Below are 15,371 nucleotides of genomic sequence, written 5' to 3'. Positions count from 1 at the left end.
TTTATCAGATCTTTTATAACAACTTCACTATCCAATGCTAGCTGCACTCCTTCCTCCTGTGATTATTTTCGATTGGATAATCCCCTGGAGTTCTTGATTAAATAAATCATTTCCTAAAATTTCTGAACTTGATTGTGCTGTTAACCAATTTTCGATAAAGGGTAAGTTTCCATCTATCACAACATCGAAGTCATTTGTCGCTCTTATCCCTGTATCCAAGTATTTGTTTTGAAGGATTAGCAGCTTGTCTTTAATGATGTTTTCCTTCCCAACCAATTTCTCCTCTTCGTTAAAAAAAGATTGGGTTTTAAGCATACTTTGCTTATCATTTGTAATCGGCCATACTACTTGGTCACATTCTTTTAATGCAGCAATGTTTCTCTCGTGTAATGAGCTATCTAAATCAACAACGATATAATCATAGGAGCCAGTCTCAACAATTCCATTAATTAATCGCTTCACATCCGATTCATTGAACTCAAGTAATTCTTCGGCATTAATAGCGATATCGAAATAATCAACCATAGAATACGGATCATATTTTTTCAATGCTTCAATCTTAGATAAAAGCAACGGCGATTCCGACTTTACATAATAAAATACTTGTAAACTAGGATCATCATCATTTGAACTGAAGTAAAGGCTTGTCGTATTAATCAGCTCCAAATTTAAATAAAAAACCTTTGCATTATTCAAAGCGAGCTGCTTTGATAAATTAACTGCTACTGCTGTTTTTCCAGATCCTCCCACTGGAGAATATACAGATAAGACCTGCGTTTGCTTACTTCTCGCCAAATATTTCCCAGCAGTTAAGTTTCGATCATAATATATAGCTAACATGCCTGAGACTAATTGACCCAATCGTTGATAACGGTAAAGAGAATTCTGGTCTGAGCGATCAACTGTTAGCTTGTCATCATCTAAGAAAATAACACTCGTATCATGCAGCACTTTCAACCCGTTATAATAAATCTCTGGACTGATGAGTAATATATCAATATTTTCCTCTTCAGCAAGATAAAACTCTAATTTTTCTCTGCTTGTAAAATATGTAACAACGAATCTTGAGGACTCTTCAGCAGTTCTTAAGTAGGCTGCCAAAGATTCGACATAATCTAAATTACCATCTGCAACTACAATCCTTAATTTCTTCATCTGTCCACCTCCATTTACACTTAGTTACTAATCATTTCAATTTTCCCTCACATAATATTACTAAATCTGTCACAAAAAAAAAGGGAATTAGGCGAAAACAGTTATTTTTACCTAATTTTGTACGGATTTTTATCTTGAAATTAAGATAATATTATTATAAAGGTATCCCAAATTCTCAATAACCGAACAATACGAATTATAATAGTTTTAACGTCCGAGTTTAGTGATTCCATCAAAGTTTTCATACCCAAATCAGGGAATTTTTGTATAATTTAAAAACATCGACAAAAATAGTGATTAATGAGAAAATTCCTAAATATAGTAAATTATATGTCGAATTGCGCGGGTATATATTCCTAATATTTAATAATGCAGTCAATTATTTCGGGATTGTAATACAATCTTAATAATTAATTAACATTTATTTGTGAAAAATGAACCGTATTCCTCTTTATCTCCTATTAACATCCTATATAAAATACTAGATAAACAGTCTAATAGTTGCATTCTCAATCTATTTCCCTATGTTATGATATGAATAATTATTCTTATTTTGTAAAAAGAGGGTGGAGTGTTACAGTGAAATGTAAAAATTGTGGTCATGGCGTAAAGAAAGATGCGCAATTTTGCCCAGAATGTGGTGCAAATCTGAAAATGCAGCATGAAAAGAAAAGAAGTTCAAAGAAAATAATGATAGTATTTACTAGTATTATTACTGTAATTTTACTATCGATAATAATTGCTTTCTTCGTAGGTAAAGACAGATTTTCACCGGAGCAGGTTGTGTCGGCTTTTGAAGATGCAGTTAATAATCAGGATGCGAATCAACTTGTGGATTTATTACATTCAAGTACTGATTCCCTTGAAATTACAGAAGAAAATACGAAAAGATTAATTGATTATCTAGTAGATAATGAAGATGAGTTTGAGGATATTAAAGGACAATTAAATAACCAGGTTGAATTCATTAATTCAACATCTAATCAGAGCAATGGTACAGCATATCAGGATGATACTTATGCGACGATTAATATTACAAAAGATGGAAAGAAATGGCTGTTTTTTGATGATTATAAGTTGGTCGTTATTCCCGGTTATATTCAACTTAATCTAGATGAAGAAAATGAGATTGTAACGCTATACATTAACGATGAAGAAGTGGAAGCTACGGAGGAGTATACTAACTTCGGTCCTTATATGCCGGGTGCATATTCTGCTAAAGCCGTTTTTGACAATACATATGTGACATTAGAAGAGGAAGAAACATTGAACCTGTTTAGTACTGATCAAGAAGCGCTTGGACATACATTCGATATGCCTGTTGCTGAAACAAGCGTGTATTCGATTGTACCTGATGCACAATTGTACATTAATGGTAAGGAATCAGACATTACGCTTGATGAAGGAAAACAAGTAATCGGATCATTTCCAAATGATGAATCCGTTACATTGCAAATTGACAAGGAATATCCATGGGGACACGTGAGAAGTGAAGAAAAAGTAATTACAAGTGATAATTACGTAAATTTCGATAGATTAATTGCATTTAATGAGGAAGAACAGAACAAGATTATGGAACAGCTAAATGAAATGATTTCCAGCTATCATGTTGCATTAACGGAGAAAGATGCTTCAAAGCTTGATAAAAGGATCACAAACAACTTAAAGTCTGCGTTTACCGAGAATTTAACTGAGGTAGAACGTGAAGAACCAAATTATAGTGGTGAGCTAATCAAAGCAACTTATAATCTTTCTAAGATTTCCAACCCATTATACGATGAAAAGTCAGGCCTGTTCGGGATAACATTAGAAGCACATTATGTATTTCATGAACCAAAAGGTAATATTGGCTGGTTATTTAGAGATACAGAAAAAGACAATTATACTAGATCAAGAATAATGACCATCGTCTATAATGAAGATACGGGTGAATGGTTATTAGATGAATATAAAAATAAATATTTTATCATTGTTGAATCAGATGGGAAGGAATATGACATCAAATAGAAGCTATTTTATCAATGATTTTTGCTCTAATAATTGATAAAGGCTAAAAAATAAAAGCGAGGGAAAAATCCTCGCTTTTTATATTTAATCTACTTTCACTATTTTAACTTGAATATCTCCACCTGGAGTTGCTACTGCGACTTCCTCACCAATCTCTTTTCCAATCAAGCTTTTTGCCATTGGGGAGTCATTTGAAATCTTACCTTCAAATGGGTCTGCTTCTGCACTTCCAACAATCGTATATGTTTCTTCATCGCCATCTGGCAATTCAACAAACGTTACAGATTTTCCTAGTGAGACTACATTCGGATTATTATTATCACTTTCAATAATGATTGCATTTCGTATCATTTTCTCAACTTGTGTAATTCGTTGTTCAACGAAAGCTTGTTCATCTTTCGCTGCATCATATTCTGAGTTCTCAGACAGATCACCAAAGTCACGAGCAATTTTAATTCGCTCTACCACTTCTTGTCTACGATCCGTTTTCAAAAATTGTAATTCTTTCTCTAGTTTTTCTTTCCCCTCTTGAGTCATATAATAACTTTTCTCTACAGCCATTAAAAACACTCCTTTTTCACTCTTCATAAACAAACGAGCGATGTTGTAAACACGCTCATATAAAAAACTAAATAAATATACTATTCCATACTATGGCAGACTTTATATAATTAATCAATACTTTTTAATTATCTTTCTCGATTTTTTGCTATTATGCTTTCTATCTTGGATGCTAAAATATCAATTGCAACATGATTTTGCCCACCCTCAGGGATGATAATATCTGCATATCGTTTTGTTGGTTCAATAAATTGTAAATGGGATGGTCTCACATTGTCAAGGTATTGATCAATAACGGAATCAAGGGTTCTTCCCCGCTCTTTAATATCTCGCAATAACCGGCGAATGATTCGTAAATCAGCATCAGTATCAACAAATACTTTAATATCCATTAAATCCATCAGCCTAGGATCATCTAAAATAAGTATACCCTCTACGATAATAACTTCCTTTGGTTCTACATGGATTACTTCTGTAGATCTTGTATGATTTTTATAATCATATACTGGCTTATCGATTGCCTTCTGGTTTAATAAATCATTTAAATGCTCGATAAGCAAATCATTATCAAATGCTAATGGATGATCGTAGTTTGTATTCAATCTTTCTTCAAATGCTAAATGACTTTGATCTTTATAATAATAATCTTGTTCAAGAACAAGAATCGTTTTGTCCGTAAATTGTTCGTAAATGGAACGAGTAACTGAAGTTTTTCCACTACCACTTCCACCAGCGACACCAATTACTACTGGCTTATCATTAACCAACGTTCTGACCTCCTAAATATTCACTAATAGCAACGCCATCCCCTACCGGAATGATTGAAGAGGTGAAATTAGGATGATTTATGATAAATGTATTATAATCCCTTAATTTCTCAATCATTTTTCGGTAGCGTTTTGGTATGTTTTCTGCATCGTTATTTGCAACATACCCTCTAAAGAGTACATTGTCCGTAACGATTAACCCAGAGTCGGATAAAAGTTGGCTAGCGAGTTCAAAAAATCGTTTATATTGACCCTTTGCAGCATCAATAAAAATGAAATCAAACTGCTCGCTAGTTTCAATAAGATTTTCCATTACTACAAGGGCATCATCAAAAATAACGTGAATGGTGTCTTGTTTCTCTTGATTCGAGATATTTTCAAGCGCCTGTTTATAGCGTGGCTCATCTCGTTCAATTGTGGTAATTTCTGCTTCTGGATGGGCCTCATTCATTCTCAATGCAGAATACCCAATCGCCGTACCGATTTCTAATATCCGATTTGGCTTCTTAATGCGAATTAATTGCATCAGAAAGTTGATTCCAACCGAATCCATGATTGGAATTTGATCCTTAAGTGCCTGTTCTTCAAGTTGTAAAACCCACTCTTTTTGAGCAGGCAAATTTTGTTCTAAATAATGATTTAATTGCTCGTCCATTTAAAAGACCTCTTTCTTAGAAAACTCAGGCTGTACCTAAACCATCTGGTAACAGCCTAAGTTGCGCATATGCAGTGAAAGCTTTTTCTTTCTCTTCTGCAATATTCTTCAATCTTGGTTAATTTATATATTTATCCCTATTCTTGAGATGTTCATCATAGGTTTCAGCGTAGTGGATTTTCCCTTCGCTATCATGTAAGAAATATAGATAATCCGAATCAACAGGATTAAGTGTTGCATTCAATGAACTCTCCGAAAAATTAGCAATCGGACCAACTGGTAATGATTTTACTTTGTACGTATTATATGGAGAATCTACTTCTAAATCCTTATATAATACTTTTTCTTGATGCTCTCCAAGTGCATATAATACCGTTGGGTCTGTTTGTAAAGGCATTTCGGTTTCCAGTCGATTATAGAATACACTAGAGATTTCATTCCGCTGCTCTTCATTACTTGCTTCTTTCTCCACTAACGAAGCAAATGTAACAGCCTCATGAATGGTAAACTCTTTTTTCTTTATTTCTTCTAAGTATGGAGTTAACACAGTTAACGTTCGATCCAGCATCGCTTCTACAATTGATTGGACTGTTGGCTCTTCCTCAAAAAAATCATAAGTAGAAGCATATAAATAACCTTCCAATGGTGTTCGAATCTCTTCATTAAGTATATCATCTGATAATATCGTTGAATATTTATCAATAAGCTGTTCAATATACGCCTTGTCATTAACTACCTTAAGAAAATCTTCTTTTTTAATACCTAATTTATCTGCATAGATACCAGCAATTTGATCAACGGTAAGGCCTTCAGGAATTGTAATACGGTGTACTGGCTCAGCTATAACCTTCCCTGTCTTAAGGGATTCAATAATTTCATCTAAACTAAGCGCTGGAGTAAAGGTATACTCACCTGCCTGGAAGTCTCCTTCGTTATTCAGTTTTAAATAAAGACGAAAAATCAAGCCATTTTTTATTATACCATTTTCTTCAAGAATATCTGAAATCGTTGTACTTGATGAGCCAATTGGTATTTCTACTGTTATATTTTCATCACTAGATGAATCTACAGGCTCTAATGCAGATTTAACATAGAGAAACCCTAATATACCACCAATAGCAAGAATTATTATTAGAACGATTAATATCGTAAACACTAGTTTTCTTACGGTTCTCGCTTCATTACTTCGTGCAACGAGATCGTCTCTAAAATTCCCGCCGGTTTCTTTTTTGGACATCCGATATCCCCCTTTCATTCGACTTATTATACTAAAAATAGATAGGATTATCCATTAATTTAGTGATTTAATCTAGATAGCAATAAGAAAAGCTGATGTCGCTAGTTGACATCAGCTTCCAAACAAAATCATTATTCTTACTTATCTTCTTCATCCGCTAATGTTGCTAGCATTTCTTCTACGATGTCCCACTCTTCATCTGTTTCAATCGGGAATAATGCAAGATCATCATCGTCGTTTCCATTTTCTTCGTAACGGAATGCGTATACTTCTACTTCTTCATCTTCCGATTGCTCAACTGGAACAACAGCAATGTAGGATTGGTTCGTTTCGTCAACGTCAAATGTAAAGAGAACTTCAAAAAGATGCTCTTCACCATTTTCGTCTGGAACGATAATTCTTTCTTTATCTTCAATTGCCACTTCTTTCACCTCTTTTATTTTGGCTTCATCTGCACTGTTTGTTGTAAATGGTAATTTCCCTATAAGTCAAGGATGACTTCGACAATGTTACCTACCACTGATAATTATTATTACCAAATTTAGGAAAAACCAACAAATCATTTCAGCGGGAAGAGTATTCGCTGTCCCACTCTTAAAGAATATTGCCTTTTATTTTTTATCTAAATAACCTTGGAGAATCATAACTGCAGCCATTTTGTCGATAACCTTTTTTCTTTTCTTTCTGCTAATATCTGCTTCTAGCAGTACTCTTTCGGCAGCGATGGTTGTTAGTCTTTCATCCCAAAGTACTGTGGGGATTTGAAAGATTTCTTCAATATGAGCTGCATAACGTTGTGACGCTTCTCCTCGTTCACCTATTGTACCATTCATATTTTTAGGAAGTCCAATGACAGCTTTTTCAATTTCATATTCTTTGATTATTTTATCCAATGCTTCATCAGCTGAATGGATATCATTCTCATTCCACTGAATCGTTGTTTTTCCTTGCGCAGTCCAGCCAAGTGCATCGCTTACCGCAACACCTATGGTTTTAGAACCGACATCTAATCCAATAATTTTCATTTAATCCGCCTTTTTTTGTTGTAAATAAACTTTTACTAATTCCTCGATTACTTCATCTCTTTCTACTCTTCGTATTAAATTCCGTGCATCTTTATGTCTTGGAATATACGCCGGATCTCCAGATAATAAATAACCAACAATTTGATTAATTGGATTATAACCCTTTTCCTTTAATGCATCATGAACCGTAAAAAGAATTTCTTTAATATCTTGATCGAATGGTTCTTCTGAAAAATTAAATTTCATCGTTTTATCAATTGAACTCATCTTGACACTCCGTTCTAAGGAACTCCCGATTATTTCGTAAAAGGGGAATGTAACCTTCATTAATTTTTAGAAAAACTTGGTTGTCACCAAGTCTTTGGGTGACAGCCTTAGTCGCACTTATGTAGTAAGAAAGGATGTTTCCTTTCTTACTACCAAATAAACCATATTGGTTGACGAACTAGTAAAACCTACTGCATTCATCTTACCATGTTTTTCAACAATATTATATTTTTTTTGCTAAAAGGAGACAAATTAATTACTTATTACTAATTTCATTGACATAATCTTTGACTACAGCTAGTGCTTCCATTATTTTTGCAGGGTCCTTTCCGCCAGCTTGAGCCATATCAGGTCGGCCTCCACCGCCACCGCCACAAACGGCTGCAGCCTTCTTAACAACATTGCCTGCATGATAGCCCTGCTCAATTAAATCTTTTGACACACCTGCTGCAAGCTGTACCTTTCCATTACTTTCAGCAGCTAAAAGAATAATTCCTGAATCAATCTTTTGCTTTAAATCATCAAGCATATTTCTTAATTGGTTCATGTCTTTCACGTTAACTTTTTGTGCTAAAACAGGAATCCCATCTACATCTTCAATTTGATCCAAAATAGATGAAGCTTCTAAATTAGCTAGTTTCGCACTTAAAGATTCATTTTCCTTTTGCAATTCCTTTAGTTCATTGAACTGTCCCTCTAATCGTTCTGGAACATGGTCTTCATTCGTTTTCAGTAACTGTGCTGCAGTTTGTAATACGGATACCTTTTTATTTAGGAATTCGTATGCATACTTACTGGTGACTGCTTCAATTCTTCTTGTTCCAGCACCGATTCCACTTTCAGAAACGATTTTAAACAAGCCGATTTCCGACGTTGTTTGTACATGACAACCACCACATAATTCAAGACTATAATTGCCCATCTTTACGACACGAACGACATCGCCATACTTCTCACCAAATAATGCCATTGCACCCATTGCTTTTGCATCTTCAATCTTTTCTTCTGTAATAACAACAGGTAATGCAGCCCAAATCTGCTCGTTAACGCTGTGCTCAATACGTTCTAACTCCTCTTTCGTTACAGCACTGAAATGCGAGAAGTCAAAACGTAGCCGCTCAGGTGTTACTAATGAACCTGCTTGGTTAACATGTGTACCTAGTACATCCTTTAATGCTTGATGTAATAAATGTGTACCAGAGTGATTCTTGATAACGGACGAACGGAATTCTGAATCCACCATTGCTTTTACTGTACTTCCTGCCTTTAACTCACCATCTTTAACGATAACTCGGTGGATATTCTGACCATTGGGTGACTTCTGTACATCCTCGACATATGCAGATGCTGTGTCTGTATAAATCCAACCGTGGTCTGCAGTTTGCCCACCACTTTCCGCATAGAAAGGTGTTTTATTTAAAAAGAGATATACTTCTTCATCTTTCTTTGCTACTTCGACTATTTCTTTGCCGCTGATTAGGATTTCAATTTTCGTCTCTGCTTCTAATTGACGATAGCCGATAAACTCACTATCTACTTGGAGTTCCCCTAAAATACTATCCTGAACCTGCATGGAATCTACTTTTTGACGAGCATTTCTAGCACGTTCTCTTTGTTGTTCCATTTCAGTATTATAACCAGTCTCATCTATTGTAAAGCCTTGCTGTTCCACGTATTCTTCTGTTAATTCTTTCGGAAAACCATAAGTATCATATAAACGGAATACTTCTTTACCAGGGAAAACTGTATTTCCAGCTGCTTTTTCTTTTTCGATTACAGTGGATAGAATCTCCAGCCCATCGTTAAGCGTTTCATGGAACCGTTCCTCTTCAACCTTGATAATGTTTTTAATAAAGTCTTTTTGCTTCGTAACTTCTGGGTAAAACTCTTGCATAATCTCGCCCACTGTATCTACTAATTCAAACATAAACGGCTTTTCAATCCCAATTTCCTTCGCAAAACGAATTGCTCTTCGAAGTAATCTTCTTAAAACATATCCTCTACCTTCATTTGATGGAATTGCACCATCACCAATCGCAAAGCTAACCGTACGAATGTGATCAGCGATTACTTTGAAAGCTGTATCACTTTCCTTTGTTTTACCATAATTTACGTTTGCCAATTGCTCTGTTTTTTTAATGATTGGCATGAATAAATCCGTTTCAAAATTCGTAGGAACATCCTGAATGATAGAAACCATTCGTTCAAGACCCATTCCAGTATCAATGTTTTTCTTTGGAAGTGGTGTATACGTGTCATCCGGATTATGATTAAATTGAGAAAATACGAGATTCCAAATTTCTAAGTAACGATTATTTTCTCCACCTGGAAATAGTTCCGGATCATTCGGGTTATTTCCATATTTTTCGCCACGATCATAGAAAATTTCTGTGTTCGGTCCACTTGGCCCTTCGCCAATATCCCAGAAGTTTTCCTCCAAGCGAATGATCCGCTCTTTTGGCAATTTAATCTCATGTAACCAAATATTATATGCCTCATCATCTTCTGGATGAACGGTAACGGATAATAATTCTGCATCAAGGGCAAGCCATTTCTCACTAGTTAAAAATTCCCATGCCCACTCGATTGCTTCTTGTTTGAAATAATCACCAATTGAGAAGTTCCCAAGCATTTCAAAGAATGTATGGTGTCTTGCAGTGTAACCGACATTTTCAATATCATTGGTACGAATAGACTTTTGCGCATTTACTAATCTTGGATTTTCCGGGATTACTCGTCCATCAAAGTACTTCTTTAACGTCGCAACCCCACTATTGATCCACAGCAGTGTTGGGTCATCCTTTGGCACAAGCGACGCGCTTGGTTCTTGGCGATGTCCTTTTTCCTTAAAAAAATCGATAAATAACTGTCTGACTTCAGCTGAATTTAATTGCTTCATTTGATATCCTCCTATTTCTGTACTAAATTTTAAAAATCTTTCATTAACAAACTTACTTGTACATATGTAGTAAGAAAGTTTTTATACTTTCTTAAACTACAAAAAAATCCCCTCTCTGCTTATACGCAGGGACGAGATTTATTCGCGGTACCACCCTAATTATGAATAATAAATCGGCATTATTCATCACTTTATCATTGTAACGGTATGAGACCGACGGGGATTAACCGTACTCTAGTTTAGCTTTCCATGTCTCTTATTTAGGATTTCTTACAGCCAGATGGAAATCCCTCTCTTAAAATAGAGCCTCATGTACTTATCACTATCAACGTTTTACATATATTTAAGTAAGTAGAATCTTTTCTTACAGTATAGAAAATAAATGCATTGATGTCAATGTTCCGCTCTAAAGTCCCATATATGTTTGACAATTACCTTTAAAATCGTCAGGATTGGCACTGCCAGAATCAATCCAATAACCCCAAACAGCTTCGATCCTACTAATATTGCGAGGATAATAGCTACTGGGTGAATTGCAATACTTTTTCCGACAATATAAGGTGACAATAGATTCCCTTCAATCGTCTGGATTGCGAACACGGCAACCAATACAAAAATTACTAAACTCCCTGATGTTGTAGCCGCAATCGCTACAGCGGGAATGGATCCAATAATTGGACCGAAATATGGAATAATATTCGTAATGCCTAAAATAACCGCGAGCAGCAAAGCATATTCGATATGCAGTAATTTAAAAACAATCAGTGTGATAATCGTAATTATTAAACAAATGAGCAACTGGCCGCGAATATAACTTCCTAAATTTGCATCTATTGCATGTACCATCTTACTTAGCGGTTCACGATATCTAGTAGGAATAAATTGCTTGAAAAAATCTTTCATCCTGTCATAATCCTTCAAAAAGTAGAAGACAAGCACAGGGATAATCGTGATAACAAGAATCATATCAAATATTCTAGTAAAGCCACCAACTAATTTTGTTAAAACATTCTCTATAGATTTTTCCAATCCAATAATGAGTTGGTCCATTTTATCATGCACTGTTTCAGGGAGAAAGGAAGTGTATTCATAAATGTTTAACACGATGCCTTCATACATGTCGGTCATTTTCGGGAAATTATTTGCTAAATCGCGTACTTGCAGGACAATTACCGGGTATACACGGTATATGAGATAGGCGATGCCACCAAAAAAAAGCACATAAATAAATAAAATAGCAAGTCCTTTATGAATATTGTAACTGTGGATTTTATTAATTATTGGATACAAAAGATATGCAATCAGTATTGCAATTAAGAATGGGATGGATAATTTCCATAGAAATGAAAAGAAGATACTATAATAAGGAAAAGATTTTACTAGTAAATAGATAAATAATATAGATAGTATTCCAGTAATAATCCAGTATAAATAATTTAGCCGTTTATTTCCAGGAAACATAAGTAACCCTCCTTTGCACTGCATTCAGAATCTAGGATGGTTACTGTAATTTCCTTTGTTCTTCTGTAAATAAATCATTTAACGAGCTTAAACTACCATCTGCCTCAATTTGATGTAAGGTTAACGCATTATTTAAGATTGTCATTTCCACAAAGCATGTCCAGCAATAATAGTTTTGTGAACCGATTTTCCCTATATCTTTACCATTACAATTCGGGCATCGCATCATCATAGCACCTCATTTTTAAAATACATTATGATGTTATGCTTACCCGATTTTCATTTTTTTATACATCATGACTTACATAAAATCGTAAGGAGATATCTCTTCTTCTTCACTAGTATCAGCTAATGGAAGTGGGGTCTTCTCTAATCTCTCAACCAATTGCTCTCTTAATGATGTAAAACGGTTATTCGTGTCAACTGTTTGGATTCCTTTAAAAAACGCCTGTACCTCTCCACAAATAATCAATGACTCTTTACTTCTAGTAATTGCAGTGTAGAGTAGATTTTTTCTAAGCATGCGATAGTAGGATGAAACTACAGGCATGACGACTATTGGAAACTCACTTCCCTGTGACTTATGAATCGATATGCAATAGGCGTGCATAAAATTATCATAGTCTTTTCGCACATATACGACTTCTCGATCATCAAAAGCAATGACAACCTGTTCCTCGTTTTCCTTATTCTCATCCTCTTTGAATATCGCAACTACCTCACCAATATCACCATTGTACACACCATCTTCAGGCTGATTAACGAGCTGGATTACCTTATCGCCAACTCGGTAAATAAGGTCATTCATCTTTACTTCACGTTTCGTTTTGGTTTTCGGATTAATCAATCGCTGTAATTCTTTATTAATCATCGTTATCCCGGCTTGTGAGCGGTACATAGGTGCAAGTACTTGAATGTCTCTTAAATCAATTCCTTTGTCCTTTGCCTTCTTAAAAATGATTGTGACAACGTCAAGCATTTGGTATTCATTACATGGAATAAAACTAAAATCTGAATCATTTTGCAAGGAATCTACAGTACATATATCATTTTTTATTTCATGTGCCAATTGAATTATTTTCGAGCCTTCTTTTTGTCGATAGACCTCATTTAAACTAACTAAAGGAATGAGTTCACTTTTCAATAAATCTGCTAGAACCTGACCTGGACCTACTGAAGGTAGCTGGTCTTCATCACCAACCAGCAACACTTGCATATCATCAGGTATTGCTTTAAAGAGGTTGTTTGCTAACCAAATATCAACCATAGAAAACTCATCGACAATTAGAAATTTTCCTTCCAGTTGTTCCTTCTCATCCTTATCAAATCCATTCGCTCCATTCCATCCTAGTAGTCGGTGGATTGTCTGTGCCGGAATCCCTGTCGATTCATTCAATCGTTTTGCCGCCCGGCCTGTTGGTGCCGTCAAAATAAACGGAAAGTCGGACTTATTATCATAATCTGTCATGTTTAAGGAAACATCGTGAATCGCACCGTACGCTTTTAAAATCCCTTTAATAACAGTTGTTTTTCCTGTACCAGGTCCACCTGTCAGAATCATAACTTTAGAATGTAGTGCCTTGTCAATCGCTGCAAATTGCTCTTTCCCATAGCTCAATACTTCCGATTCTTCTATTTCACCGGTAATCTTCAATAAATCTGCTAATGGTGTCTCAATTTCGATTTCCTTTTGAATCACTCGTTTTAAATGGGAAGCAAAGCCATCCTCAGCATAATAGAGGGAAGGCAAATAAACATTTCCATTAAGAACGATGACTTTCTTTTCAGTATTTAATTCATCAAGTCTTTCAGCAATCATTTCTGGAGATAATTCATCCCTTGTAGATAACAATGAGAGAACCTGTGAAACACAATAATCTATCGGTAGATATACATGTCCATCATTAACGCTTCGCTGTAAAACATAAATACATCCAGCACCAATTCGATTGGGGTGTGATAAGGATAGTCCATTTTTCTTGGCAATTTCATCAGCCGTTTGGAATCCGAGTCCTTCAATATCAAAGACAAACTGATATGGATCCTCTTGCAGCTTTTCAATCGTCTCATCTTTATATTCCTGATAAATTTTTTGTGCCAGCTTCAAACTAATATTATATGTTGATAGATGGACAACAACATGTTCAAATCCCTGGTTTTCCTGCAAGCTTTTAACTAATTGCTCGATTGTTTCTTTCTTTATTCCAGGTACATCTGCCAGACAGTCTGGGTTATTAAGGATTCTGGATACGGCATTTTCTCCTAAATGCTCGACAATCCGCCCTGCAATTCTTTTCCCAATTCCATAGAATAAATCACTAGAGAGATAAGCAATGAGACCGTCCTTTGTATCAGGTATATAAGTTTGATAGGAATTCACACGGTATTGTAAACCAAACTTTGCATGTCTTTCAAAATCGCCATAAAAATAGTAAGTTGTTTGTTCTTGTAGATTGGAGAAATATCCCTTGGCAATAATCTCTTTTTCTTTAAAATCCTCATTGGTTTCCTTTACTCTTATTTTCACAATTGAAAAATGCTCGGTTTCATTATGGAAAATTGTGTGAAGGAGTTCTCCCTTAATATAACCTTGTACTTTTTCTGATTGCTGGTCTTTCTCCATCTATAACAACCTCACTATCTTACCTATCGTTTTCTTTCAAGAGCGCTTGAATATTCTTCTTACCGTTTGCCGCTAATATGTGTTCTGGTTGAATTCTTAATGCCTCATTAAAATGGGCTAATGCTTCATCAATATTTTCATCGTATATAGATATTATTCCTAAATTATAATGTGCATCACTATGCTCTGGATTCATTCCAATTACATTTTCAAACGTAGATTTCGCATCTTTAAGATGATTTGCTTGTGCTAGCGAAAGACCGTAAAGGAATAAAACCTCATCGTCACCTGGTGCTAACTCTGCTGCACGTAATAAATATGGAAGAGAAAGTTTAAATTGCTCTTGATTTTGTAATGTTATACCAAGCATATAGTAAACATCGCTTTCCTCCAACCCTAGTTCCATTGCTTTCTGGAAATTTTGTTGTGCAGGCTGATACAGCGATTGTTCAAAGTATAAATTACCCAGTCCATAATACGCTGTTGCAGCATTGCCATCCAGTTCAATCGCTCTGTTAAAGAAACGCTCTGCATGTTCAAAATCTTTCATATGCATTAATAAGTTACCGAAATTAATATAACCGACTGCATCAATTGGATTTTGTTCGATTACTTCATTAAAAAGCGTTGCAGCCTCTTCAAACTTTCCTTCTTGCATATATATAATACCTTGTGTGTTCTTATCCATTGTAACGCTCCTTTTGAGGGGATGAA

At 35.2% G+C, this 15,371-nt stretch carries 14 protein-coding genes and 1 other annotated feature; of the genes, 1 reads left to right on the top strand and 13 read right to left on the bottom strand.

The genetic code is table 11. The features are described from left to right. Positions 1–27: 27 nt before the first annotated feature. Positions 28–1,155, bottom strand: a complete 1,128-nt coding sequence (locus tag CWR45_RS02255; protein WP_115748170.1) for an AAA family ATPase — start codon at positions 1,153–1,155, stop codon at positions 28–30. A gap of 579 nt (positions 1,156–1,734) precedes the next feature. Here CWR45_RS02255 and CWR45_RS02250 point away from each other — a divergent pair. Further along, positions 1,735–3,162, top strand: coding sequence for a zinc ribbon domain-containing protein (locus tag CWR45_RS02250; protein WP_170138768.1), 1,428 nt, complete (start codon positions 1,735–1,737; stop codon positions 3,160–3,162). 84 nt (positions 3,163–3,246) lie between these two features. On the opposite strand, the gene greA is transcribed toward CWR45_RS02250, so the two are convergent. The 12 genes from greA to CWR45_RS02190 all read right to left on the bottom strand — a co-directional run bounded on the left by greA (position 3,247) and on the right by CWR45_RS02190 (position 15,345). After that, entirely contained in the window at positions 3,247–3,723 is a 477-nt protein-coding gene (gene greA, locus CWR45_RS02245) for a transcription elongation factor GreA (protein WP_115748168.1), read from the bottom strand. Between the two features lie 128 nt (positions 3,724–3,851). Continuing rightward, positions 3,852–4,490: a uridine kinase gene (gene udk / locus CWR45_RS02240; RefSeq protein WP_115748167.1), complete on the bottom strand. Its 639-nt coding sequence runs from the start codon at positions 4,488–4,490 to the stop codon at positions 3,852–3,854. Beyond that, positions 4,483–5,145: an O-methyltransferase gene (locus CWR45_RS02235; protein WP_115748166.1), complete on the bottom strand. Its 663-nt coding sequence runs from the start codon at positions 5,143–5,145 to the stop codon at positions 4,483–4,485. Before CWR45_RS02235 ends, udk begins: the two co-directional genes overlap by 8 nt. Positions 5,146–5,263: 118 nt before the next feature. Next, entirely contained in the window at positions 5,264–6,382 is a 1,119-nt protein-coding gene (gene mltG, locus CWR45_RS02230; RefSeq protein ID WP_115748165.1) for an endolytic transglycosylase MltG, read from the bottom strand. A gap of 137 nt (positions 6,383–6,519) precedes the next feature. Next, positions 6,520–6,804, bottom strand: coding sequence for a DUF1292 domain-containing protein (locus CWR45_RS02225; protein WP_115748164.1), 285 nt, complete (start codon positions 6,802–6,804; stop codon positions 6,520–6,522). Between the two features lie 189 nt (positions 6,805–6,993). Continuing rightward, positions 6,994–7,407 (bottom strand): Holliday junction resolvase RuvX, encoded by a 414-nt coding sequence (ruvX, locus tag CWR45_RS02220; protein ID WP_115748163.1) that lies wholly within the window; start codon positions 7,405–7,407, stop codon positions 6,994–6,996. Beyond that, entirely contained in the window at positions 7,408–7,674 is a 267-nt protein-coding gene (locus CWR45_RS02215; RefSeq protein ID WP_115748162.1) for an IreB family regulatory phosphoprotein, read from the bottom strand. It abuts the gene before it with no gap. Between the two features lie 256 nt (positions 7,675–7,930). Next, complete coding sequence (gene alaS / locus CWR45_RS02210; RefSeq protein WP_115748161.1) at positions 7,931–10,573, bottom strand: alanine--tRNA ligase; 2,643 nt, start codon at positions 10,571–10,573, stop codon at positions 7,931–7,933. A 124-nt stretch (positions 10,574–10,697) separates the two neighbouring features. Next, positions 10,698–10,911: a binding site (T-box leader), on the bottom strand. A gap of 55 nt (positions 10,912–10,966) precedes the next feature. Further along, on the bottom strand, positions 10,967–12,034 hold the full coding sequence (locus CWR45_RS02205; protein ID WP_115748160.1) for an AI-2E family transporter: 1,068 nt from the start codon (positions 12,032–12,034) through the stop codon (positions 10,967–10,969). A gap of 40 nt (positions 12,035–12,074) precedes the next feature. Continuing rightward, positions 12,075–12,263 (bottom strand): hypothetical protein, encoded by a 189-nt coding sequence (locus tag CWR45_RS02200; protein ID WP_115748159.1) that lies wholly within the window; start codon positions 12,261–12,263, stop codon positions 12,075–12,077. 72 nt (positions 12,264–12,335) lie between these two features. Further along, entirely contained in the window at positions 12,336–14,657 is a 2,322-nt protein-coding gene (recD2, locus tag CWR45_RS02195) for an SF1B family DNA helicase RecD2 (RefSeq protein WP_115748158.1), read from the bottom strand. Positions 14,658–14,676: 19 nt separating this feature from the next. Beyond that, positions 14,677–15,345: a tetratricopeptide repeat protein gene (locus CWR45_RS02190; protein WP_115748157.1), complete on the bottom strand. Its 669-nt coding sequence runs from the start codon at positions 15,343–15,345 to the stop codon at positions 14,677–14,679. Between the last annotated feature and the right edge of the window lie 26 nt (positions 15,346–15,371).

The sequence above is a fragment of the Oceanobacillus chungangensis genome (assembly GCF_003369565.1).
Classification (GTDB): domain Bacteria; phylum Bacillota; class Bacilli; order Bacillales; family Amphibacillaceae; genus Oceanobacillus; species Oceanobacillus chungangensis.
The sequence above is the reverse complement of the archived record's forward strand: the minus strand, read 5'-3'. Positions and strand labels throughout refer to the sequence as shown.